Annotated in this window: 26 protein-coding genes; 18 read left to right on the top strand and 8 right to left on the bottom strand. The window is 71.1% G+C overall.

The genetic code is table 11. From position 1 onward, the window contains the following. Positions 1 to 6: 6 nt before the first annotated feature. The 3 genes from ACZ7CF_RS24610 to soxR all read right to left on the bottom strand — a co-directional run bounded on the left by ACZ7CF_RS24610 (position 7) and on the right by soxR (position 1,629). Entirely contained in the window at positions 7 to 597 is a 591-nt protein-coding gene (locus ACZ7CF_RS24610; RefSeq protein ID WP_470370677.1) for an RNA 2'-phosphotransferase, read from the bottom strand. A 454-nt stretch (positions 598 to 1,051) separates the two neighbouring features. Beyond that, positions 1,052 to 1,183, bottom strand: a complete 132-nt coding sequence (locus ACZ7CF_RS24605) for a hypothetical protein (RefSeq protein WP_470370676.1) — start codon at positions 1,181 to 1,183, stop codon at positions 1,052 to 1,054. Then, entirely contained in the window at positions 1,183 to 1,629 is a 447-nt protein-coding gene (gene soxR, locus ACZ7CF_RS24600; protein WP_458434336.1) for a redox-sensitive transcriptional activator SoxR, read from the bottom strand. The genes ACZ7CF_RS24605 and soxR overlap by 1 nt, the downstream gene beginning before the upstream one ends. Positions 1,630 to 1,702: 73 nt before the next feature. Between soxR and ACZ7CF_RS24595 the strand changes: the two genes are divergently transcribed. From ACZ7CF_RS24595 to priA, 5 genes are all read left to right on the top strand, one after another. Next, positions 1,703 to 2,365, top strand: coding sequence for a thiamine pyrophosphate-dependent enzyme (locus ACZ7CF_RS24595; RefSeq protein ID WP_360390385.1), 663 nt, complete (start codon positions 1,703 to 1,705; stop codon positions 2,363 to 2,365). After that, on the top strand, positions 2,362 to 3,252 hold the full coding sequence (locus ACZ7CF_RS24590) for a transketolase family protein (RefSeq protein WP_360390382.1): 891 nt from the start codon (positions 2,362 to 2,364) through the stop codon (positions 3,250 to 3,252). The genes ACZ7CF_RS24595 and ACZ7CF_RS24590 overlap by 4 nt, the downstream gene beginning before the upstream one ends. A gap of 171 nt (positions 3,253 to 3,423) precedes the next feature. Next, positions 3,424 to 4,242 (top strand): hypothetical protein, encoded by an 819-nt coding sequence (locus ACZ7CF_RS24585; protein WP_470370675.1) that lies wholly within the window; start codon positions 3,424 to 3,426, stop codon positions 4,240 to 4,242. 24 nt (positions 4,243 to 4,266) lie between these two features. Further along, on the top strand, positions 4,267 to 4,902 hold the full coding sequence (hisH, locus tag ACZ7CF_RS24580; RefSeq protein ID WP_360390377.1) for an imidazole glycerol phosphate synthase subunit HisH: 636 nt from the start codon (positions 4,267 to 4,269) through the stop codon (positions 4,900 to 4,902). A gap of 96 nt (positions 4,903 to 4,998) precedes the next feature. After that, on the top strand, positions 4,999 to 5,730 hold the full coding sequence (gene priA, locus ACZ7CF_RS24575) for a bifunctional 1-(5-phosphoribosyl)-5-((5-phosphoribosylamino)methylideneamino)imidazole-4-carboxamide isomerase/phosphoribosylanthranilate isomerase PriA (RefSeq protein WP_360390374.1): 732 nt from the start codon (positions 4,999 to 5,001) through the stop codon (positions 5,728 to 5,730). Here the strand turns inward: priA and ACZ7CF_RS24570 are convergent. Both ACZ7CF_RS24570 and ACZ7CF_RS24565 read right to left on the bottom strand, forming a co-directional pair. Next, positions 5,696 to 6,397, bottom strand: a complete 702-nt coding sequence (locus ACZ7CF_RS24570) for a Clp protease N-terminal domain-containing protein (RefSeq protein WP_360390372.1) — start codon at positions 6,395 to 6,397, stop codon at positions 5,696 to 5,698. The genes priA and ACZ7CF_RS24570 overlap by 35 nt on opposite strands. Positions 6,398 to 6,467: 70 nt before the next feature. Continuing rightward, entirely contained in the window at positions 6,468 to 6,842 is a 375-nt protein-coding gene (locus ACZ7CF_RS24565; RefSeq protein ID WP_360390369.1) for a PPOX class F420-dependent oxidoreductase, read from the bottom strand. A gap of 46 nt (positions 6,843 to 6,888) precedes the next feature. Here ACZ7CF_RS24565 and hisF point away from each other — a divergent pair, with 46 nt between their 5' ends. The 3 genes from hisF to hisI are packed head-to-tail and all read left to right on the top strand — an operon-like array spanning position 6,889 to position 8,362. Beyond that, entirely contained in the window at positions 6,889 to 7,647 is a 759-nt protein-coding gene (gene hisF / locus ACZ7CF_RS24560) for an imidazole glycerol phosphate synthase subunit HisF (protein WP_360390367.1), read from the top strand. Next, positions 7,644 to 8,015 carry a hypothetical protein gene (locus ACZ7CF_RS24555; RefSeq protein WP_470370674.1) on the top strand — a complete coding sequence of 124 codons (372 nt, stop codon included), beginning with the start codon at positions 7,644 to 7,646 and terminating at the stop codon, positions 8,013 to 8,015. Before hisF ends, ACZ7CF_RS24555 begins: the two co-directional genes overlap by 4 nt. Next, entirely contained in the window at positions 8,012 to 8,362 is a 351-nt protein-coding gene (gene hisI / locus ACZ7CF_RS24550; protein ID WP_360390361.1) for a phosphoribosyl-AMP cyclohydrolase, read from the top strand. The genes ACZ7CF_RS24555 and hisI overlap by 4 nt, the downstream gene beginning before the upstream one ends. A gap of 16 nt (positions 8,363 to 8,378) precedes the next feature. On the opposite strand, the gene ACZ7CF_RS24545 is transcribed toward hisI, so the two are convergent. Further along, positions 8,379 to 8,990, bottom strand: coding sequence for a TetR/AcrR family transcriptional regulator (locus tag ACZ7CF_RS24545; RefSeq protein ID WP_458430761.1), 612 nt, complete (start codon positions 8,988 to 8,990; stop codon positions 8,379 to 8,381). 38 nt (positions 8,991 to 9,028) lie between these two features. Between ACZ7CF_RS24545 and ACZ7CF_RS24540 the strand changes: the two genes are divergently transcribed. The 6 genes from ACZ7CF_RS24540 to ACZ7CF_RS24515 all read left to right on the top strand — a co-directional run bounded on the left by ACZ7CF_RS24540 (position 9,029) and on the right by ACZ7CF_RS24515 (position 14,722). After that, positions 9,029 to 10,567 (top strand): anthranilate synthase component I, encoded by a 1,539-nt coding sequence (locus tag ACZ7CF_RS24540; protein WP_360390356.1) that lies wholly within the window; start codon positions 9,029 to 9,031, stop codon positions 10,565 to 10,567. Then, entirely contained in the window at positions 10,557 to 10,982 is a 426-nt protein-coding gene (locus tag ACZ7CF_RS24535) for a Trp biosynthesis-associated membrane protein (RefSeq protein ID WP_458430762.1), read from the top strand. The genes ACZ7CF_RS24540 and ACZ7CF_RS24535 overlap by 11 nt, the downstream gene beginning before the upstream one ends. A 132-nt stretch (positions 10,983 to 11,114) precedes the next feature. After that, a complete protein-coding gene (gene trpC / locus ACZ7CF_RS24530; RefSeq protein ID WP_360390350.1) occupies positions 11,115 to 11,924 on the top strand; it encodes an indole-3-glycerol phosphate synthase TrpC in 810 nt (269 codons plus the stop codon). 37 nt (positions 11,925 to 11,961) lie between these two features. Then, positions 11,962 to 13,182, top strand: a complete 1,221-nt coding sequence (trpB, locus tag ACZ7CF_RS24525) for a tryptophan synthase subunit beta (RefSeq protein ID WP_458430763.1) — start codon at positions 11,962 to 11,964, stop codon at positions 13,180 to 13,182. Beyond that, positions 13,182 to 13,970: a tryptophan synthase subunit alpha gene (trpA, locus tag ACZ7CF_RS24520; RefSeq protein WP_458430764.1), complete on the top strand. Its 789-nt coding sequence runs from the start codon at positions 13,182 to 13,184 to the stop codon at positions 13,968 to 13,970. Before trpB ends, trpA begins: the two co-directional genes overlap by 1 nt. Positions 13,971 to 14,188: 218 nt before the next feature. After that, positions 14,189 to 14,722, top strand: a complete 534-nt coding sequence (locus tag ACZ7CF_RS24515; RefSeq protein ID WP_470370673.1) for a Uma2 family endonuclease — start codon at positions 14,189 to 14,191, stop codon at positions 14,720 to 14,722. On the opposite strand, the gene ACZ7CF_RS24510 is transcribed toward ACZ7CF_RS24515, so the two are convergent. After that, complete coding sequence (locus ACZ7CF_RS24510) at positions 14,719 to 15,861, bottom strand: FAD-dependent monooxygenase (protein ID WP_470370672.1); 1,143 nt, start codon at positions 15,859 to 15,861, stop codon at positions 14,719 to 14,721. The two genes, ACZ7CF_RS24515 and ACZ7CF_RS24510, sit on opposite strands and share 4 nt — an antisense overlap. A gap of 86 nt (positions 15,862 to 15,947) precedes the next feature. Between ACZ7CF_RS24510 and lgt the strand changes: the two genes are divergently transcribed. From lgt to ACZ7CF_RS24495, 3 genes are all read left to right on the top strand, one after another. Then, positions 15,948 to 16,949, top strand: coding sequence for a prolipoprotein diacylglyceryl transferase (gene lgt / locus ACZ7CF_RS24505; RefSeq protein ID WP_458430767.1), 1,002 nt, complete (start codon positions 15,948 to 15,950; stop codon positions 16,947 to 16,949). Positions 16,950 to 16,953: 4 nt separating this feature from the next. Then, complete coding sequence (locus tag ACZ7CF_RS24500) at positions 16,954 to 17,616, top strand: response regulator transcription factor (RefSeq protein ID WP_360390339.1); 663 nt, start codon at positions 16,954 to 16,956, stop codon at positions 17,614 to 17,616. A gap of 130 nt (positions 17,617 to 17,746) precedes the next feature. Next, positions 17,747 to 19,093 carry a sensor histidine kinase gene (locus tag ACZ7CF_RS24495; protein ID WP_360390336.1) on the top strand — a complete coding sequence of 449 codons (1,347 nt, stop codon included), beginning with the start codon at positions 17,747 to 17,749 and terminating at the stop codon, positions 19,091 to 19,093. Here ACZ7CF_RS24495 and ACZ7CF_RS24490 read toward each other — a convergent pair. Continuing rightward, positions 19,083 to 19,985, bottom strand: a complete 903-nt coding sequence (locus ACZ7CF_RS24490; protein WP_470370671.1) for a TAXI family TRAP transporter solute-binding subunit — start codon at positions 19,983 to 19,985, stop codon at positions 19,083 to 19,085. The genes ACZ7CF_RS24495 and ACZ7CF_RS24490 overlap by 11 nt on opposite strands. 113 nt (positions 19,986 to 20,098) lie before the next feature. On the opposite strand from ACZ7CF_RS24490, the gene dctA reads away from it, so the two are divergent. Beyond that, a complete protein-coding gene (gene dctA / locus ACZ7CF_RS24485; protein ID WP_360390330.1) occupies positions 20,099 to 21,457 on the top strand; it encodes a C4-dicarboxylate transporter DctA in 1,359 nt (452 codons plus the stop codon). Positions 21,458 to 21,856: the final 399 nt, after the last annotated feature.

Genomic DNA, 21,856 nt, shown 5'->3' with positions numbered 1-21,856 from the left:
GGGGGTTCAGCGGCCGGTTCTGGGGTTGTTTCGCTTGTCGGTTCGGCTTTCGGTTCGTTCGTCGGTGCGTTTGTCGGTGCGTTCGAGGTAGGCCGCCGGGACGTGCTGGGTGAGCCACACGCCGTTCGCGCTGACCCGGAACTCGTGCCCGTCCGCGTGCATCCCCTTGGCATCCACGACCAGGACCAACGGCCGCCCCCTGCGCGCCCCGACCCGGCGAGCGGTCTCCCGGTCGGGCGACAGGTGCACGTCGTGCCGCGCCATCGGCCGCAACCCGTCGCGCATGATGTCGTCCAGGTACTGCTCGACGGTGCCGTGGAACAACTCGTCCGGCGGCGTGGCTGGTGCGAGCGCGAGGTCGACCTCGACGCTGTGCCCCTGATTCGCCCGAATCCGGTCGCCGTCGATGGTGAAGCGCTGCTTGTCGTTCCTGCGGACGACCTCTTCGAGCTCTTCGCGGCTGACCTTGAGCGCGGCGAGGAGGTCTGCGGTCGCGACCCAGCCCTGGGCGTCGAGGGTGAGGCCGAGGCGTTCCGGCTGGTGTCTCAGGGCCTTCGACATCCGCTTGGAGAGGCGGATCATCCTTTCGTCTTCCATGGCCCTCAGGAAAGCACGGCGGTCGAGCGGTTTTCGGTGCTCAGCCTGGGGTGTCGAGGCGTGCGCATCACTCGGACGGGTGAAGGTTGTCCGGATCTGCGTCCTGGGTCGTCTGATGGGGTGGTGAGTTCGAATTCGTGTCCGGAACTCATGATCGAGTTCGCCCCGGGATGAGGAGGCGCGGGGGCCGGCAGAGGTTCGTGGTGAGGAGTCAGCGTCTGGAGAGGTGAGCGCCGGGAGGGGGAGTCGGGAGGGACGAGCGTCGGGGAGGAACGTCGTCAGGGCGGGAACTGGTCTGCGGACGTCGGGCAAGGCGCGCGACCGGGGTGCTCACGCGACCTGCCCGCTGCACATCGCCCGCGCCAACGCACCGCGTCCACGGCACCGCCGCGCGTCCACGTCACCGCCACGTCCCCGCAACGCGCCAACGCGCCAACGCGCCAACGCGCCTACGTCACCGCGGCGTGCCACCGCACCACCGCACCACCGCGGCGCCCACCGCCGCGCCGCAGCCCACCCCCGCACCGCCGTCCACCGCCGCGCCGTCCACCGCCGCGCCGCGCGCCCGCGCCACCGCGGAGCCCACTACGCCGACCCGCCCTCCAGCACCGGCTTCAACCGCGGCGCTCCGGGCCCGAGCTCCGCCTGCTCGTCATCGATGTTCTGCAACGCACAACTGCGCAACGACAAACACCCACACCCGATGCACCCCGTCAGCCGGTCCCGCAGCCGGAACAACGCGTCGATGCGCGCGTCGAGCTCGGCCTTCCACGAGCGGGACAGCCGTTCCCAGTCGGACTTGGTCGGGGTGCGGTTGTCGGGGAGCTGGGCGAGGGCGTCGCGGACGGCTTCGAGGGTGAGGCCGACGCGTTGCGCGGTGCGGATGAAGGCGAGGCGGCGCAGGACGGAGCGGGGGTAGCGGCGTTGGTTGCCGGCGGTGCGCACGGAGCCGATGAGGCCGCGGTCCTCGTAGAAGCGCAGGGCGGTGTGGGGGACGCCGCTGCGTTCGGCGACCTGGCCGATGGTCAGCATTTCGGGCAGCTTGCTCACCTGATCATCGTAGCCGCTTGACCTCCAGCATGGTGGAGGTTGAAGAGTTGGTGGCATGCAACGGATACCGGAGCTCTTCGCGAGGATGACCGGGGACGAGAAGCACGAGTGGGCCGCCGCCTCCACGATCGACGTGCTGTGGGTCCTCTACGACCGGGTGCTGAACGTGTCGCCGGCGACGGTCGACGACCCGGGGCGGGATCGGTTCCTGCTGTCCAAGGGGCACGGGCCGATGGCCTACTACGCCGTGCTCGCGGAGAAGGGGTTCATCGACGAGTCCGCTTTGGACGGCTGGACGTCGTGGGACAGCCCGCTCGGGCAGCACCCGGACCGCGTGCTCGTCAACGGGGTGGAGATCAGCAGCGGGTCGCTCGGGCACGGGTTGCCGATCGCGGTCGGGACGGCCATCGGGCAGCGGGTCGCCGGGAGTGCGGGGCGGACGTTCGTGCTGGTCGGGGACGGGGAGCTGGACGAGGGCAGCAACCACGAGGCCATCGCGGTCGCGGCGCGGCGCGGGGTCGGCAACCTCACCGCGATCGTGATCGACAACGAGAGCGCGTGGTACGGCTGGCCGGGTGGGGTCCAGGAGCGGTTCGCGGTCGAGGGGTGGGCGGCGACCACTGTCGACGGGCGGGACCACGAGGCGATCTTCGCGGCGTTGACCGCGCGGTACGACCGGCCGAACGTCGTCGTCGCCAGGACGGGGAAGAGCTCATGACCATGCGCGAGGCGTTCATCAAGACGGTCAACCAGGCGCTGCACACCGATCCGAGGGTGGCTGTCGTGACCGCTGTCATCTCGGCGGTCAACTTTCCACAAGACCACGAACGAGTAGTGGACGTCGGCATTCGCGAACAGGCGATGGTCGGTGTTGCGGGCGGACTTGCGCTCACGGGACTGCGTCCTGTCGTGCACAGCTACGCGCCGTTTCTGGTCGAGCGGCCGTACGAGCAGATCAAACTCGATATCGGTCATCAGGACGTCGGTGCGGTGTTCGTGAGTATCGGTGCTTCGTACGACGACCCGGTGTGGGGGCGTACGCATCAATCGCCGGGAGATGTCGCATTGTTCGACACGCTTCCGGGATGGGAAGTGCACGTGCCCGGTCATCCGGAAGAGGTCACTCCTCTGCTTGAGGAAGCTCTCAAAAAAGACAACCGCGTCTACCTGAGGCTTTCGCTGCGCGAGAACGCGCAGGCGTATCCGGTGGGTGAGGGGTTCACCGCGTTGCGTCACGGAAAACGCGGAGTGGTGCTTGCCGTGGGACCGATGCTCGACCGTGTGCTCAAGGCCGTCGAAGCCGAGAACGCCGACGTCACGGTGCTGTACGCGGCAACGGTCCGGCCGTTCGACTCGGACGGTCTGCGGAAAGCGGTCGAGGACACCGACCACGCCGACGTGCTCGTCGTCGAGCCGTATCTCGAAGGAACTTCATCCCACCTGGTTTCCGAAACCCTGCAACAAATCCCGCACCGCGTTCGTTCTACGGGTGTCAAACGACACGCAGAGCTCCGCAACTACGGCACGGCCGAGGACCACGACGCTGCGCACGACCTCGACGTGGTGGGGCTGGGGAGCACTGTGCGGAGTTTCTTCAGGGGGTGAAGGAACATGTTCGCGGTCATGGGGGATGACTGGACCGGCGCGCCTTCCCGCGCCGTTTAGGGGAGAAGGGCGCACGACCGGGCGAGGTGCCCGGTCGTGCGCACCTCCGCGAGTGGGACGTCCCTGGCATGTCGGCAGGGTCTCGCGCGGCGGAGGGGGAATGATGTGCGCGTGAGAATGCTGATCTGGACCCCGTTGAACGCCGCCGAGCTGCAGAAGGACATGCACGGCGCCAACGTCGGTCCCGCGGCGCTCGTCCCCGTGCAGTCGGGGACGGTGCTGCTGCCCTCCCTCGACATCAGGCTCGCCGAGGCCGTGCTCATGGCGGCACGGGTGCGCAAGGTCGCAGGACGCGCCGCCCTGTTCGTGTGGAACGAGAACGCCGCCGCCTGCTACCCGCTCGTCAAGGCCTCGCCCGCCGGGCGGGCCTGGTTCTGGGGCGGGCGCGACGACGTGGTGGAGCTGCTCGCGGCGGCCAAGCGGTCCGGCCGGGTCGGGCGGGCCGTCGAGCGGTCGTTCAGCGGCCTGCTGGAGCAGCAGCGCGGCGAGAAGGGGCTGGCCGCGGCCACCGAGCGGTTCACGGCGCTGCAGACCGGCGTCACGACCGGTGAGGTGCGGGCGGCGCTGGGCGAGCACGACCACGGTGCCGAGGCGGTGCCGCGGTTCCTGCGGGCGTGCGGGCTGCCGGACGTGGCGCAGGTCGCCGAGCTCGCCGAGGAGGGCCGCGCGGACGCCTGGCTGTCCCCGCTCGCCCCGCCGCGCACGGCGGGCTGGCCCAAGGCGCTCATCCCGCCGATCTGGCTGGTGCTGCTGGTCGCGCTGCTCGCGTTCGGCCTGCCCGTGTGGGTGTTCCTGCTCGCCTGGGTGGCCAGCGTCGTGGCGGTCTACGCCGCCGTGGCCGCGGCCGGGAAGCACCTGGTCCAGCGCAAGCCGGTCAACGCCGTGCTGCCGGTAATCCCCGTCACGCAGGGCGCCGCACCCACCGACTGACGCAGACCGACTAACCTGGACGGCGTGGCACGCGTCGTCGTTCTTGACTATGGCTCCGGCAACCTGCGCTCCGCCGAGCGCGCGCTCCAGCGGGTCGGCGCCCAGGTCGAGGTGACCTCGGACGCCGCCGCGGCGCGCAACGCCGACGGGCTCGTCGTGCCCGGCGTGGGCGCGTACGCGGCGTGCATGCAGGGGCTCAACTCGGTGCGGGGCGCGCGGATCATCGGCGAACGGCTCGCCGGTGGCCGGCCGGTGCTGGGCATCTGCGTGGGCATGCAGATCCTGTTCGAGCGCGGCATCGAGCACGGCGTGCTGACGGAGGGTTGTGGCGAGTGGCCCGGCACCGTCGAGCGGCTCGACGCGCCGATCGTGCCGCACATGGGCTGGAACACGGTCAGGGCACCGGAGGGCTCACGGCTCTTCGCCGGGCTTGACGACGACACGCGGTTCTACTTCGTCCACTCCTACGGCGTGCGCAAGTGGGAGCTGGAGCCGGCCGAACACCTCCGGCCGCCGCTCGTGACGTGGGCCGACCACGCGGGCGACGACTTCGTGGCCGCGGTCGAGAACGGGCCGCTGTGGGCGACCCAGTTCCACCCGGAGAAGTCCGGTGACGCCGGGGCGCACCTGCTGCAGAACTGGCTCAAGACCCTGTCGTGACCGCGGCCCGCCGGTGTGTCCGGTGAGGACACCGGTCCGGTTCCCGCTCGCCACGGCCGTCACGGAGCGCGTGCGGGGGGAGGCTAGGCTGAGCGCGTGACGTTCACACTCCTCCCCGCTGTCGACGTGGCCGACGGTCGTGCCGTTCGCCTCGTGCAGGGCGAAGCCGGTACCGAGACGAACTACGGCGAGCCGCTGGACGCCGCCCTGCAGTGGCAGCGCGACGGCGCGGAGTGGGTCCACCTGGTCGACCTGGACGCCGCCTTCGGGCGCGGCTCGAACCGCGAGCTGGTGGCGCGGGTCGTCGGCGAGCTGGACGTGCGGGTCGAGCTGTCGGGCGGCATCCGCGACGACGCGTCGCTGGAGGCCGCGCTGGCCACCGGCTGTGCCCGCGTGAACCTCGGCACCGCCGCACTGGAGGACCCGCAGTGGTGCGCGAAGGCCATCGCCCGGTACGGCGAGAAGATCGCCGTGGGCCTCGACGTGCGCATCACCGAGGAGGGCCACCGGGTCAAGGGCCGCGGCTGGACCTCCGACGGCGGTGACCTGTGGGAGGTGCTGGACCGCCTCGACCGCGACGGCTGCGCGCGGTACGTGGTCACGGACGTGTCGAAGGACGGCACGCTCACCGGCCCCAACGTCGCCCTGCTGGCCGAGGTCTGCGCCCGCACCGACGCGCCGGTCGTCGCCTCCGGTGGGGTGTCCAGTGTGGACGACCTGGTGGCGCTCGCGAAGCTCTCCCGCGACGGCGTGGAAGGCGCGATCGTCGGCAAGGCGCTCTACGCGGGCGCCTTCACGCTCCCGGAAGCGCTTGCTGCGGTGCGTTGACGACGCTCTCGACGTGACGGGCCGCGGCCTCGTGCGTGACACCGGTGGTGTTGAGCACGTCGGCCGCGGTCCCTCCTTCTTCGAGCAGCACGCCGAGCAGGATGTGCTCGGTGCCGATGAACATGTGGCCCAGCCGCAGCGCTTCCCTCACCGCGAGCTCCAGCGACTTCTTGCAGTGCGTCGAGTAGGGCTGCTTCTCCGGGCGCTGCTTCGGCTCCTTCTCCAGCCGGTGCAGCACGGCGATGCGGGTGCTGCCGTCACCGGACTCCAGCTTCGCGATCGTCTTCGCCGCGAGCCCGCCGGACTCGTCGAGCAGGCCCAGCAGCAGGTGCTCGGTGCCGATCCGCTCGCTGAACCGCGCGTGGTGCCGGGCCAGCGCGATCACCCGCCGCGACCGCTGCGTGTAGCGGTCCATCGACGGCTTGGTCAGCTCGGGCGACTCCTTCGGCACGAACCGCTTCTGCGCGGCCTGCTTCGTCACGCCCATGCTCTCGCCGATCTCCGCCCAGCTGGCCCCGCCGCGGCGGGCCTCGTCGACGAAGTGGCCGACCAGGTGGTCGCCGAGCTCGGTGAGCTGCCCGCTGCGCTCAACCGCCTTCGCGAGGCGGGTGAGCACGTCGTCGGCTTCCTCGCCGATCGTGGCGATGAGGTCGGTCAGCTGGATCACGCCGTCAACTCTAGGTTGACGATCTTGATCACGTCAACCGCCGGTTGACGGTTGCCGGGCAGGCAAGTGGTCAGGCGGGGGTGATCTCGATGCCGACCGTGCCGGTGCGGCCGCGGCGCAGCCTGCTGCCGAACACCGTCAGCCAGCCGGGAATCCCGTACTTCTTCGTGATCCCGGCCCTGACCCGGTCGCTCGCGGCGTCGTCGAGGATCCGCGCCCGCGCCGGGATCGAGGCGCCCTTCGGGTTGCCCCGGACGTCGCAGGCGCCGATCTCCACGGCACCGCTGCGCCGGATCCGCTTGACCTTGCCGGTGTCCCTGGCGGTCCAGGCGTAGACGACCGCGCCCTCGCCGGGCACCACCCACACCGGTGTCGGCACCGCGGTGCCGTTCTTGCGGAACGTCGTCAGCAGCAGGTACTTGCCCTCGCCGAGCTCGGTGATCATGGTGTCCCAGCGTAGTCCCGAAAGGGCTGCTTGTAGGCTTTCGGGCATGTCGGTCGCGGTCCGTGTCATCCCCTGTCTCGACGTCGACCGGGGCCGGGTGGTGAAGGGCGTCAACTTCACGAACCTCGTCGACGCGGGCGACCCCGTCGAGCTCGCCAGGGCGTACGACGCCGAGGGCGCGGACGAGCTGACGTTCCTCGACGTGACCGCCAGCAGCGGCGACCGCGAGACGACCTACGACGTGGTGCGCCGCACGGCCGAGCAGGTGTTCATCCCCCTGACCGTCGGCGGCGGCGTGCGCAGCCCGGACGACGTCGACAGGCTGCTGCGGGCCGGCGCGGACAAGGTCAGCCTGAACACGGCGGCGATCGCGCGGCCCGAGCTGCTCAGGGAGTGCTCCCAGCGGTACGGCGCGCAGTGCGTCGTGCTGTCGGTCGACGCGCGGCGCGTGCCCGGCGGCACCGGCTTCGAGGTCACCACGCACGGCGGCCGCACCGGCACCGGCATCGACGCGGTGCGGTGGGCCGCGCAGGGCCAGGAGCTGGGCGTCGGCGAGATCCTGCTGAACTCGATGGACGCCGACGGCACCAAGGCCGGGTTCGACCTGGAGCTGATCGAGCTGGTGCGCCGCGAGGTCGACGTGCCGCTCATCGCGAGCGGCGGCGCCGGCGCGGTCGACCACTTCGCGCCCGCGGTCGCGGCCGGTGCGGACGCGGTGCTGGCGGCGAGCGTGTTCCACTTCGGACAGCTGCGCATCGGCGAGGTGAAGGACGGCCTGCGCCACGCGGGCGTGGTCGTGCGATGACCACCCGCCGCAGGTCGCCGGAGGTGCTGGTGTCCTCGGCGGTCGCGTTCGGCGGCGCGCTGGTGTTCTTCGCCGTCGGCCTGGTGCTGTGGCGGACCAGCGGTGACGCGGACGTGCTGAAGCTGCCGTCGTTCCTCGCCCTCGTCGAGCTGCCCGTCGCCGCCTGCCTGCTGCTGGGCCTGCGGTTCGCGCACTACCCGGCGATGGTCGTGTTCGTGCTCGTCGCCCTGCTGCACCTGGTGATCGTCCTGGCCGACGGCCCGGTGTGGGCCCGCGTCGCGTCCGGCGTGCTGTCCGCCGTGCACATCTACGGAGTGGTCCTGCTCAACACCGGACCCGCTCGTCGACAACTGGGAGGACCCCGGTGAGCAGCCCGCTCGACCCCGCCGTCTCGGCCAAGCTGAAGCGCACGGCCGACGGCCTCGTCTGCGCGGTCGCCCAGCAGCGCGGCACCGGTGAGGTGCTGATGGTGGCGTGGATGGACGACGAGGCGCTGCACCGCACCCTCACCACCCGCCGCGCGACCTACTACTCGCGCAGCCGCCGGCAGCTGTGGGTCAAGGGCGAGACCTCCGGGCACACCCAGTACGTGCACGAGGTGCGGCTCGACTGCGACGGCGACGCGCTGCTGCTCGTGGTCGACCAGGTCGGCGCGGCCTGCCACACCGGCGACCGCACCTGCTTCGACGCCACGGTGCTGCTCGCGGACGCGTGAGGCCGAGGGCGGCCGGTCAGTCCAGGTCGCCCGTCAGGTACCGCTGCATGTTCGGCGCGATCGCCTTCACCACGGTCTCCACCTCCGCCGAGGCCAGCGGCTCGAACCGCACCACGTACCGCACGATCCCCAGCCCCACCATCTGCGTGGCGGCCAGGGTCGCGCGCAGTTCGCGGTCCTCCGCCCCGATCTCGGTCAGCAGCTTCGTGAAGATCGCGCTGATGAAGAACGACCGCAGGGCGTTCGCGACCTCCTGGTGGCTGGTGACGCTGCGGATCAGCGCCGCGAAGGTGCCGCCGCCGGTCGCGTCCCAGACGGTCGCGAAGGTGCGGATGATGCGTTCGCCCGCCTCCTCCACCGGGCCGTCGAGCAGGCGCTTGAGGATCTCGGCCGGGTCGAAGGGCAGCTGCAGCACGGACTGGGCGAAGAGGCCCTCCTTGCCGCCGAACCAGTGGTTGACCATGGCCGCGTCCACGCCGGCGCGGGCGGCGATCGCGCGGACCGTGGCACCGTCGTAGCCCTTCTCGACGAAGGTCTCGCGGGCCGCGGCCAGCAGGGCGGCCCGCGTGTCCTCGCCCGCGGCGCGGCGGCCCCGCCGTTTCTGGTTCACTTGGTCCACGGGAGTCATGGTTCAACAGTTGTTGAATTTATGCAACAATTGCCGTCATGGTGAGCGTCATCGGGGCTGTGGCCGCCGCTGGTCTGGGGGCCGTGAGCCCCACGCGTGAGGAGTTCCGCGAGCTGGCCGTGAACCGCCGGGTCATCCCGGTGGTGCGCAGGCTGCTGGCCGACGCGGAGACGCCGGTCGGGCTGTACCGCAAGCTCGGGGCGGACCGGCCGGGCACGTTCCTCCTGGAGTCCGCGGAGAACGGGCGGTCGTGGTCGCGCTGGTCGTTCATCGGCGTGCGGTCCACGGCGGCGCTGACGGCGACCGGTGGTGAGGCGTTCTGGACCGGCACGCGGCCGGTCGGGCTGCCCGACGGCGGCGACCCGCTGCTCGCGTTGCGCGAGACCATCGAGGTGCTGCGCACCGACCCGTTGCCCGGCATGCCCCCGCTGACCGGCGGCATGGTCGGCTACATCGGCTACGACGCGGTGCGCAGGCTGGAGCGGCTGCCGTCCATCGCGGAGGACGATCTGAAGCTGCCCGAGCTGGTCATGCTGCTCGCCACGGACCTCGCGGCGCTCGACCACCACGAGGGCACGGTCACGCTCATCGCGAACGCGATCAACTGGGACAACTCGCCGGAGAACGTCGACGCCGCCTACGACGACGCGGTGCGGCGGCTGGACGACATGACCGAGGCGCTGCACATGCCCGCGCCGCCGACCACCGCGGTGTTCTCCCGCCCCAAGCCGGAGTTCCGCCGCCGCCGTTCGCAGGCGGAGCACTTCGCGGCCGTCGAGAAGGCCAAGGAGGCCATCCGGGCCGGCGAGGCGTTCCAGGTCGTGGTGTCGCAGCGGTTCGAGATCGACACGGACGCCGACGCGCTCGACATCTACCGCGTCCTGCGCACGACGAACCCCAGCCCGTACATGTACCTGCTGCGCCTGGACGGCTTCGACATCGTGGGCTGCAGCCCCGAGTCGCTGGTCACGGTGCGCGACGGCAAGGCGACCACTCACCCGATCGCGGGCACCCGCTGGCGCAGCGAGGACCCGGAGGAGGACGCCCTGCTGGAGAAGGACCTCCTCGCCGACCACAAGGAGCGCGCCGAGCACCTGATGCTCGTCGACCTCGGCCGCAACGACCTGGGCCGGGTCTGCAAGCCGGGCTCGGTGCACGTGGTCGACTTCTTCAAGGTCGAGCGCTACAGCCACGTCATGCACATCGTGTCGACCGTGACCGGTGAGCTCGCCGAGGGCAAGACGGCCTACGACGCGGTCGCCGCCTGCTTCCCGGCCGGCACGCTGTCCGGTGCGCCCAAGCCGCGTGCGATGGAGCTCATCGAGGAGCTGGAACCCACCCGCCGCGGCCTCTACGGCGGCGTGGTCGGCTACTTCGACTTCGCCGGCGACGCGGACACCGCCATCGCCATCCGGACTGCGCTGCTGCGCGACGGCGTGGCGTACGTGCAGGCGGGCGGCGGCATCGTGGCGGACTCGGACCCGCTGGCCGAGGACAACGAGACGCTGAACAAGGCGGGTGCGGTGCTGGCCGCGATCGCCACCGCGCAGACGCTGAAGCCCGCCGTTGAGGGGTAACCGTCCACTGTGGATCGCCGCGCTCCTGCTGGTGGGCGCGGCGGGTGCCTTCTGGGGTGCTGACCTGGTGCCGGTCGCGCTGCTGAGCCTCGCCGCCGTGGCCGCGGCCGTGGCGGTCAGCGGGGTGGCCCGGCGCGTGCTCGGGGCGCTGCTGGTCGCCGTGGGCGTCGCGGCGGCGTTCGGCGGGCACTGGCTCGCCATCGCCGGCGGTGTGCTCGTGGTGGCCTCCGGCGCGGTCCAGGTGGTCTTCGGCGCGCGCATGCCGAAGATCGGGGTGGGCGGGCAGAAGACCCGCGCCGCGGACCCGGAGAAGGACATGTGGCGCGCGCTGGAACGCGGCGACGACCCCACCGACGGACCGGCGGGCGGGTCGACTGACGGTAGGGGGCCGGTCCGGGGTGACACCGACGAGTGAAGATCAACGATCGGCATTCGCGCATGTGACGGGCGAACGACCACGGCTAGCTGCGTGGACGCGGAACCCCCGGTGGTCGGTGCGTTACTCCGGCGGGGTTAGCATCCCCGTAGCGGGAAGGGGTTCAAGACTGTGACGGTTCTCGAGTCGATCCTCGAAGGTGTGCGTGAGGATCTCGCCGCTCGTGAGGCTCAGTTGTCCTTCGACGTCGTCAAGGAGCGCGCGGCCAAGGCCGCTCCTCCGCTCGATGTGATGTCGGTGCTGCGCGGTCCGAACGTGGGGGTCATCGCCGAGGTCAAGCGCAAGAGCCCGTCGAAGGGCGCGCTGGCCGAGATCCCCGAGCCGGCGGAGCTCGCGGCCGCGTACGAGGCCGGGGGCGCCTCGGTGATCAGCGTGCTGACCGAGCAGCGGCGCTTCGGCGGGTCGCTCGCCGACTTCGACGCGGTGCGCAGAACGGTGAAGATCCCCATGCTGCGCAAGGACTTCATCGTGTCGCCGTACCAGGTGCACGAGGCCAGGATGCACGGCGCGGACCTGGTGCTGCTGATCGTGGCCGCCCTGGAGCAGAACGCGCTGGTGTCGCTGCTGGACCGGGTCGAGTCGCTCGGCATGACGGCGCTCGTCGAGGTGCACACGGCCGAGGAGGCCGACCGCGCGCTGGAGGCGGGTTCGTCGGTCATCGGCGTCAACGCGCGCAACCTCCACACGCTGGAGGTCGACAAAGACGTTTTCGGCCGGATCGCTCCCGGACTACCCTTCGAGACGGTCAAGATCGCCGAGTCCGGTGTGACCGGGCCCGGTGACCTGATGTCCTACGCCGGAGCGGGCGCCGACGCGGTGCTCGTCGGTGAGAGCCTGGTGACCAGCGGCGACCCCAAGGCCGCCGTGAACAAGCTCGTGACCGCCGGTTCGCACCCGGCGTGCCCGAGGCCGAGCCGGTAAGAGGCGCGGTCGACAACAGCGCTGGAGGAGCCACCCGATGGGCCAGTTCACGCCCACGCCGCACGACCCCGACAACCGCGGCCACTTCGGCCCGTGGGGCGGCCGGTTCGTCCCGGAGGCCCTGATCGCGGCGGTGGACGAGCTGGCCGCCGAGTACGACAAGGCGCGCATCGACCCGGAGTTCGTGAACGAGTTCCAGCGCCTGCTGCGCGACTTCGCGGGCCGCCCGTCGCTGCTGACCGAGGCCCCGAAGTTCGCCGAGCACGCCGGCACGCGGGTGTTCCTCAAGCGCGAGGACCTCAACCACACCGGCTCCCACAAGATCAACAACGTGCTCGGTCAGGCGCTGCTCACCAAGCGCATGGGCAAGAAGCGCGTGATCGCCGAGACCGGCGCGGGCCAGCACGGCGTGGCGACGGCGACGGCGTGCGCGCTGCTCGGCCTCGACTGCGTCGTCTACATGGGCGAGGTCGACACCGAGCGCCAAGCGCTCAACGTCGCGCGCATGCGGCTGCTCGGCGCCGAGGTCATCCCGGTGAAGTCCGGCTCCCGCACCCTGAAGGACGCGATCAACGAGGCGTTGCGCGACTGGGTCACCAACGTCGACGAGACGCACTACCTGCTCGGCACCGCCGCGGGCCCGCACCCGTTCCCGCTGCTCGTGCGCGACTTCCACCGGGTCATCGGCATCGAGGCCCGCGAGCAGGTCCTCGAGAAGGCGGGCCGGCTGCCCGACGCCGTCGTCGCCTGCGTCGGTGGCGGCTCGAACGCGATCGGCATCTTCCACGGCTTCATCGACGACGCGGACGTGCGCCTGGTCGGCGTCGAGCCCGGCGGCTCCGGCCTGGACAGCGGCAGCCACGGCGCGACGCTCACGGCCGGCACGCCCGGTTCGCTGCACGGCGCGATGTCGTACGTGATGCAGGACGACGACGGCCAGATCACCGAGGCCCACTCGATCTCCGCCGGTCTCGACTACCCCGGCGTGGGCCCTGAGCACTCGCACCTGAAGGACATCGGCCGCGCCGAGTACTTCCCGGTGACCGACGCCGAGGCCATGGAGGCCTTCGCGCTGCTCTCGCGCACCGAGGGCATCATCCCGGCGATCGAGTCGTCGCACGCGCTCGCCGGCGCGCTGAAGCTCGGCCAGGAGCTCGGCCAGGACGGGCTGCTCGTCGTGAACCTCTCCGGTCGCGGCGACAAGGACATGGACACGGCCGTGGAGTACTTCGGCCTCGCTGACGGGGGACGGGCCTGATGTCGTTGTCCGAGGTTTTCGCCACCGCACGCGCCGAGTCGCGGGCGGCGCTGATCGGGTACCTGCCCGCGGGCTTCCCGACCGTCGACGGTTCGAAGGACCTGCTGAAGGCCATGGTCGAGGCCGGCTGCGACCTCGTCGAGGTCGGCCTGCCGTTCTCCGACCCGGTCATGGACGGCCCGACCATCCAGGCCGCCGCCGAGCAGGCACGGCGTGCGGGCTTCCGGGTGAAGGACCTGTTCGACGTGGTCGACGCGGTGGCGCAGGCCGGTGGCCGCGCGGTCGTGATGACGTACTGGAACCCGGTGCTGCGCTACGGCGTGGACGCGTTCGCCCGCGACCTCGCCGCGGCCGGCGGGCTCGGCATCATCACCCCGGACCTGGTGCCGGACGAGGCCGATGACTGGATGGCCGCCTCCCAGGCGCACGGGCTGGACCGGACGTTCCTGGTCGCGCCGTCGTCGACCGAGGAGCGCATCGCGATGACCGCGAAGGCGTCCTCCGGCTTCCTGTACGCCACGGCGGTCATGGGCGTCACCGGCGCCCGCGACGTGGTGTCGTCGGATGCTCCCGAACTGGTCGCGCGGGTGCGTGAGCACACCTCGCTCCCGATCGGGGTCGGGCTGGGCGTGCGCAACGGCGCGCAGGCCGCCGAGATCGCCGGGTTCGCGGACGGCGTGATCGTCGGGTCGGCGTTCGTGTCCGCGGTCGCCGAAGGCGATGGCGCGGTGCGCGCACTGGCGGCGGACCTCGCGAAGGGCGTGCGGTCGGCCGCGGCCACCGTCTGACGGTCCCTTGGAGTGAATCCAAGGGGCTCTGGTTCGAACGCCTGATCGAATGAAATCGGCCCGTTCGAGGTCGAAAACGCCGAAAACCGCTGGTCGAGCTGCGATCGTGGTCGTATGCACAAGCCAGCTCCCGTTCCGGCGTGCCACACTGGTGTGCGCCGGGCGGTTTTCGGAGGTGATGCGCGGTGGCGGCTCCAGCCGAAGCCAAGTCTGACTACATGCTCAGCCACGTGGGCCCGTGGTCGCTCGACGACGTCCTCGCCCTGCCGGAGGACCACCGGCAGCGCATCGAACTCGTCGACGGGACGCTCCTCATGAGCCCCCTCGGGTCCTTCCGGCACCAGGACCTGGTGTTCGGCGTCGCAGCCACACTGCGGTCCGCCTGCCCGAAGGACTTCAAGGCGACGATCGAGATCAACGTCGCGCTGTCCGACGGCCGATTGCTGATCCCGGACTTCACCGTGGTCGAACGGTGCGATGCCGGTGTGACGTTCCCGGTCGAGAAGGTGCTGCTCGTCGGCGAGGTGCTGTCCAAGAGCACGCGGGTGACCGATCTGGTCGTCAAACGGCAGCTGTACGCAGAGGGCGGCGTGCCTTACTACCTGGTCGTCGACCCGGTGCCGGATGCTCCGGTGTCCACGCTGTACATGCGGGGTGAGAAGCCCGAGTACTTCGAGATCGCGCGCAGCGTGAACGGCGTGCTCACGCTCGACCGCCACCCGTTCCCCGTCACGATCGACCTGAACGACTAGCCGTACAGCCACTCCAGCCGGCCGTGCAGGTCAGCCGCGCTCCACGCCGCGAACATCGCGTCACGGGCCGCGGCCGCCTCCCCGGCCGGGTGGTAGACCTCCCGCCCCATCGACCGTGAGGCGTGGTGCACGCGCGCCGTCCGCTCGGAACGCAGGGCGACGTACCGCGCGAAGGAGCCGTCCACGTCACGCGGGTCGAACACCGAGGAGAGGCACACGGCGTCCTCCAGCGCCTGGCAGGCGCCCTGCGCGGCGTACTGCAGCACCGGGTGGGCGGCGTCGCCGAGCAGCACGACCCGGCCGTCCCGCCAGTCCGCGACCGGCTCGCGGTCGCACAGCACCCAGGCCCGCCACTCGTCGGCCAGCGCCATGACCCGCGCCGCGTCCGGGCACAGCGGTGTGAAGTGCTCCAGGACGTCGGCGTGCTCGACGGGCACGCCGGACAACGGGTCGCGGGCGCCGTTGTCGGTGGTGGCGACGAGGTTCACGAGCCGGCCACCGGCGATGACGTACCAGACGACGTGGAAACGGGGACCCGCCCACAGCGTGACCACGTTCTCCTTCAGCTCCGCGGGCACGGCGTCCGCCGGGATGACCGCGCGGAACGTGGTGTGGCCGGACACCACCGGGTCGCCGTCGCCGACCAGCTGGCGGCGGACCGCAGAACGCAGGCCGTCGGCGCCGACCAGAGCCGTGCCGCGGACGCGCGCGCCGGAGCGCAGCACCGCCGTGACCCCGGAGCCGTCCTGCTCGTAGGACGTGACGGCGCTGTCCGGGCGCAGGTCCACGAGGTCGCGGCAGGCGGCGAGCAACGGCGCCAGCACGTCGTCGCGGTGTACGACCGCGTACGTGCCGAACCGGGCCCGGAAGCCCTCGTCGACCGGCAGCGACGCCACCACCCGGCCGGAGACGCCGCAGCGCAGCCGCAGCTCGTCGACGTGCACGGCCCGTGACCGCACCGCGGGACCGACGCCCAGCGCGTCGAGCGCGCGGAAGCCGTTGGGACCGATCTGGACGCCCGCGCCGATCTCGGTGAACTCGGCCGCCGCCTCCAGCACCGCCACGCGGTGCCCGGCGCGGGCGAGACCGAGCGCTGTCGCGAGGCCGCCGATGCCGCCGCCGACCACCAGGACCGTCATGTCAGGCCTTCCTCACCGGGGACGGTCAAGATAACGATCGAGCGTCCCCACAGGAGGCTCACGGGGCCACCGGTACGGTGGGCGGCGTGTTGAACGGGTTGAACTCCGTCGTGCTGGCCACGATCCCGAGCCCCGACCGCGGTGTCTGGTACCTCGGTCCGCTCCCCCTCAGGGCCTACGCGCTGTGCATCATCGCGGGCATCGTCATCGCCATCTGGTGGGGCGAGCGCCGCTGGGTCGCGCGCGGGGGCGTCAAGGGCGAGGTCACCGACATCGCCGTGTGGGCGGTGCCGTTCGGTCTCGTGGGTGGCCGGCTCTACCACGTCATCACCGACAACCAGAAGTACTTCGGGCCGGGCAGGAACCCGCTCGCGGCGCTGGAGATCTGGAACGGCGGCCTCGGCATCTGGGGCGCGATCGCCCTCGGTGCGGTGGGTGCCTGGATCGGTTGCCGGCGCAAGGGCATCCCGCTGCCCGCGATGGCCGACGCGCTGGCGCCCGGCATCGTCGTGGCGCAGGCCGTCGGACGCCTCGGCAACTACTTCAACCAGGAGCTCTTCGGCGCCGACACGACGCTGCCGTGGGGCCTGGAGATCTACCGCCGGGTCACGCCGGACGGCCGTGAGGACATGCTCGCGGGCGTCGCCGTCGACCACACGCCCATCCAGGTCGTGCACCCGACGTTCCTCTACGAGCTGCTGTGGAACCTCGGTGTCGCCCTGCTGCTGGTGTGGGCCGACCGCCGGTTCCGCCTGGGCCACGGCCGGGTGTTCGCGCTGTACGTCGCGGGCTACACCGCGGGCCGGTTCTGGATCGAGCTCATGCGCACCGACGAGGCGACGCTGGTGTTCGGCCAGCGCGTGAACGTGTGGGTGTCGGCGCTGGTGTTCCTGGGCGCGGTCGCCTACTTCGTGATCGCGAAGTCGCGTGGGCCGCGGGAGGACGTCGCGGCACTGCGCGGCACCGGCGAGCCGAAGACCGAGGACGGCGGCACCGAGACCGCGGAACCCGCCGAGACCGAGACCGCGGCCGTGGCGGCCGACAAGGACAAGACCGGCTCCCAGGCGGAGTCCGTCAAACCGGAGTGACCGAGTGCGCGTGCTCGTCGTCGAGGATGACGACCGGGTGGCCAGGGGCCTGCTGACCGCGTTGCGGCACGCGGGCTACGAGGTGCACCGGGTGGCCACGGCCGCCGACGCCCTCAAAGCCGCGCCCGCGGACGTGGTGCTGCTCGACCTCGGCCTGCCCGACGGCGACGGCCTGGACGTGCTGCGCGAGCTGCGGCACCGGCCGGGCACCGCGGTGATCACCGTGACCGCGCGCGGTGAGGAACGCGAACGCGTCCTGGGCCTGCGCGCGGGTGCCGACGACTACGTGGTGAAGCCGTTCGGCACCTCGGAGCTGCTCGCCCGCATCGAGGCGGTGCTGCGCCGCACCCGCACCCACCGGGCGGAGCCGGAGGCCGAGGGCCCGGTGCGGGTGGGCGCGCTGAGCATCTCCGTGCCCACCCGCGTCGCCACCCTCGACGGCACGCCGCTGTCGCTCACCCGCAAGGAGTTCGACCTGCTCGCGCTGCTCGCGACCAGGGCCGGTGAGGTGGTCAGCCGCGACTTCATCGTCGACCAGGTGTGGCAGGCGCACTGGGAGGCGCCCTCGCGCACGCTGGACACGCACATCGCGGCGTTGCGCGGCAAGCTCGGCACCGACGTGAAGATCGAAACCGTGAGGGGCGTCGGCTACCGCCTGGCCACCTAGCTTCTCCGGCAGGTGCGGGGCGAGCAGGGTTACCGGGGGTGACTTCGGGAACACGGCACTGCGGGGTGTCGTCGCGGTACCGGATGATGAACGCCGTGAGGTGCCCGATGCGAACCCGTGACGGCGGCTGATGCTGCGCAGACTCCTCGTCATCACCGTCCCGCTGCTCGTCGCCCTCGTCGCCGCGCTCGGCATCCCGCTCGCCTCCGCCGTGGTGCAGCGCGAGACCCAGACGACCTACCTCGACCGCCTCGGGGACGCCAGCCGGTTCGCCTCGCTCGCGGAGAGCGCGTTGCAGTCGGACCGCACGGAGCTGCTGCGCGACGAGTTCGACCGGTACGACGACGTCTACGGCATCACGGTGGCGCTGGTCAGCGCCGACCGCAGCGTGCTCATCACCTCCCGCAACGGCTTCGACCCGCACGACGACCTGGTCGAGGGCGGGCTCAGCGCGGCGCTGTCCGGGTACTCGCCGCCGGCCGGGTACTCGGGCTGGCCGTGGCGGACCGACCCGATGGTCGTGGTCGAGCCGGTCGGGCGGGACAGCGAGGTGGTGGCGGCGGTCGTCACGATCTCGCCGACCGCCGCGCTGCGCGGCGAGGTGCTGCGGCAGTGGGGGCTGATGGGGCTGGCCGGGCTCGCGCCGATGCTCGCGGTGGTCGCGGCGGCGTGGCCGATGTCGCGGTGGGTGCTGCGGCCGGTGCGCCGCCTTGACGAGGCCACGGCGGCGGTCGCGCAGGGCAACCTGGAGGTGCGCGCGGACGAGGTCGGCGGACCGCCGGAGCTGCGCAGGCTCGCCCGCAGCTTCAACACCATGGTCGACGTCGTCGGCAGGGCCCTGACCAGGCAGAAGGCGTTCGTGGCCGACGCGTCGCACCAGCTGCGCAACCCGCTGGCCAGCCTGCGGCTCGCCGTCGACAACCTGGAGCCGCACGTCGGCGGCGAACACGGGCGGGAGGCGCACCAGATCGCCGTGGACGAGGCGGAGGAGATGGGCCGGGTGCTCGACACGCTGCTCGCCGCGACCCGCCTCGACAGCGCCCGCGACACCGAACCCGTCGAGATCGACCAGCTCCTCGCCACGCACCGGGCCGGCTGGCAGGCGCTCGCCCACCGGGCCGGGGTCGAGCTGAAGGTCACCGTGCCACCGGGGCTCACCATGCAGGAACCGCCCGGCGGCCTGGGCAGCGTGCTCGACGAGCTGGTCAGCAACGCCATCCGCCTCGCCAACGCCACCGAGGTCGTGGTCACCGGCGCGAAGGGCGAGCTGCACGTGGTCGACAACGGCGACGGGCTCACCGCCGACGAACGCGAGCACGCGCTCCAGCGGTTCTGGCGCGCGACCAAGCACCAGAACGTGCCCGGCACCGGCATGGGCCTCGCCATCTGCGCCGAGCTGATCGAGTCCGCGGGCGGTGCGCTCACGCTGCACGACGCCGGTCCCGGCCTCGACGTGAAGATCAGCCTCAGCGCTTGACCGAGCGGAACCACCGCATGGCGCCCTCGTGCAACGGCACCTCACCGGTCGCGATGCCGGTGCGCACGTTGATCCGCGACGCCTCGGGGTGCCCCTCCACGATCCGCGCGGTCTCGGTGAACACCGTCCGCGTCACGACCTCCACCACGTCCGCGCTCAGCGACTCGTGCGCGAGCAGCAGGTTCGGCACCGCGAACGTGTGGCAGGCCGGGATCGGGTTGTACACCGACTGGGGGATCGTGGCCGGGATGTACGGGCCGCGGAACTCCCGGTGGAGTCGCACCGCCTCGTCCTGGAGGTTGATCAGCCGCACCTGGTCCTTGATGTTGTAGACCGCGTCGGTCGGGATGCCGGTCAACGCGAGCAGCGCGTCCAGCGAGCCGTCGGCGAGCCGGCGCGAGGCCACCGCGTGCGCCATGCGTTCGTCCACAGCGGACGCACCGCCGAGGTACTGCAGGAGCCGCCGTCCGGTGAACTCCGTGCCGGAACCCACGGGCCCCAAAGAGATCCGCTTGCCCGCGAGGTCCGCGAGCCGTTCGATGGACGACTCCTTGCGCACCGCGATCTGCATGAAGCTGTCGTAGAGCCGCCCGACCGCGCGCACGCTCTCCGGCGGCTCGATGGCGTCCAAAGAGGACAGCGCCAGGTCGGCCCTGCCCTCGGCGAGCAGCCGCAGGTTCTCCACCGACGCGCCGGTCGGCTGCGCGACCACCTCGGTGCCGGGCAGCTGCTCGGCCAGCACCCGTGCGAGCGCCGCCCCGATCTCGCGGAACACCGCCCCGTCCGGGCCGGTGGCCAGCACGAGCCGCGCGGGTGCCTCGACCTTCCGCGGGGTGCACCCCGTGAGAGCGAGGGCACCCCCTAGCAGAAGTGTGCGACGGCTGAGCGACACCACCGAAGACTAACCGTTACGTCAGGTCTGTCTGAAGTTTCCGGGCACCGCCTTGTCGCTGTGCGTGGCGCGGCTCACCCTCCTACCCAACGCGAAGTGTTCGAGGAGGAACAGTGGCGACCACCACCACAGGCCGCAAACCGATCTACAGGCACCTCTACTTCTGGGTGCTGGTCTCCATCGTGCTGGGCGCCGCGGTCGGGTTCCTGTTCCCGAAGCAGGCGTCCGAGATGAAGTGGCTCGCCGACCTGTTCGTGAACCTGGTCAAGGTGGTGATCGCCCCGACCATCTTCGCCACGATCATCGTCGGCATCGCCGGCCTCGGGAACCTCGCCAAGGCGGGCGGTCTCGCACTCCGCACGATCCTGTACTTCACCGCGATGACGACCGTGGCGCTCGCCATCGGCCTGCTCGTCGTGAACATCGTGCAGCCGGGTCACCACGGCGGCGACATCCAGCTGAACGCGAGTGCCGCCGACAAGACGCTGAAGGACGCCTCCAGCGCGGAGACCGGTGTCACCGGCTTCATCCTGAGCCTCGTGCCGAAGTCGTTCGTCAGCGCGTTCACCGACGGGCAGCTGATCCAGGTGCTCGTGGTCGCGATCCTCGTGGCCATCGCGGTCGCCGGCATGGGCGAGCGCGGCGCCAAGGTCGTGTCCGCGATGGAGACGCTCTCCAAGGTGATGTTCGGCATCATCAAGATCGTCATGTACGTCGCGCCGATCGGTGCGTTCGGCGGCATCGCCTACACCGTCGGCAAGTTCGGCGGCAGCGTGCTCGGCAAGCTGCTGTGGCTGATGGGCTCCTTCTACGCCACCTGCCTGCTGTTCGTCGTCGTGGTGCTCGGCATCGTCGCGAAGGTCGCGGGCTTCAGCCTCTTCAAGTTCCTGCGCTACATCAAGGACGAGATCCTGATCGTGCTCGGCACGTCGTCCTCGGAGTCGGTGCTGCCGCGCATGATGGTCAAGCTGGAGGCGGCGGGCGCGCAGAAGTCGGTCGTGGGCCTCACCATCCCGACCGGGTACTCGTTCAACCTCGACGGCACCTGCATCTACCTGACCATGGGCGCCATCTTCATCGCCCAGGCCACCGGTCACGACGTGTCGATCGGCGTGCAGATCGGCCTGCTGTTGTTCATGCTGATCGCGTCCAAGGGCGCGGCGGGCGTCACCGGCGCCGGCCTGGTCACCCTGGCCGCCTCGCTGCAGGCGTTCGAGGCGCACAGCGCCATCCCGGCCGTCGGCATCGCGCTCATCGTCGGCATCGACCGGTTCATGTCCGAGGCCCGCGCCATCACCAACGTCATCGGCAACGGCGTCGGCTCGCTCGTGGTCGCCGCCTGGCAGAAGTCCCTCGACAGGGACCGCCTGACCGAGGTGCTGAACAACCCCGGCAGCGTCGACGTCGACGACCTGCTCGCGAAGCAGTCCGGCGAGGACGAGACCGCGAAGGTGGCGGTCCCGGCCCACTGAGGCGTCCGTGGCCGGGGGCGACCCCCTCTCGCTCCCGGCCACGTGACCTGACGGCGGCCAAGCCCTGCGAAGACCGAGGTCCCGGTCCTCCCGCACGCGATGCGGAGGACCGGGACCTCGGTTTTTTGACCGGAAACGAACGGCATCCCGGCGGAGCGGGCGGTGCGGTGTGAGCGTCCGCTAACTGGGACGGCAGGCGTCTGACCAGGAAGAAGGAGGGGTTACCCAGCTGATCTTGTGGCAACACGCGAATGTTGTGCAGCTCTCATCGCGCTGGCCGAAGTTGAACGTTCGGTTACGCTAACTCAGCCGTAACGGGCCTCGACGTTCGCTGCAATGTCGCTCAGCGCTGGGAAATCGTTACGCTTCCATGACCTGGATCACCCATTGGATGGTGTC

It is taken from the genome of Lentzea sp. NPDC036955, from assembly GCF_055608005.1.
This window is presented reverse-complemented; position numbering and strand designations above follow the sequence as displayed.